Source organism: Dellaglioa sp. CoH-56-MRSF-10 (assembly GCF_056782175.1).
In genome coordinates this window covers 1-333 of record NZ_JBXAYF010000070.1, presented here as the reverse complement: position 1 = coordinate 333, position 333 = coordinate 1, and the positions used below count along the sequence as shown (strand labels likewise).

General features: G+C 59.2%; 1 protein-coding gene. It reads right to left on the bottom strand.

Going from position 1 to position 333, the window contains the following annotated elements; genetic code table 11:
• The coding region (locus AC1RP4_RS07865) for an AAA family ATPase (RefSeq protein ID WP_481763251.1) at window positions 1-333 on the bottom strand (333 nt) is incomplete at both ends.

The following is a 333-nucleotide window of genomic DNA, read 5'->3' as shown; positions in this document are numbered from 1 at the left end:
CGATGAATCGGCGCTTGCTCATGGCCCGGAATTTCGACAGCTTTTCGAGGTCGCGCACGTCGTCGATGCCCTTTTGGGTTGCCGCGTTCAGCTCCTTATAGTCGCCTTGTTTCTCGACCGGCTTCCCGTTGACCTCGGCCGCGATGATGCGTGCCAACGTCGTCTTGCCCGCGCTCGGGGGCCCGAAAAAGGCCATGGCACTCGGAATCTTTCCGGTTTCGAGCATACCTCGAGTTCGGGTCACCACCGCATCCTGGCCAAGGTAACGGTCGAGTTTGGTTGGTCGATACTTCCGATGAAGCGCATGTTGTTCTGCGTCGATCGGTGCACTGC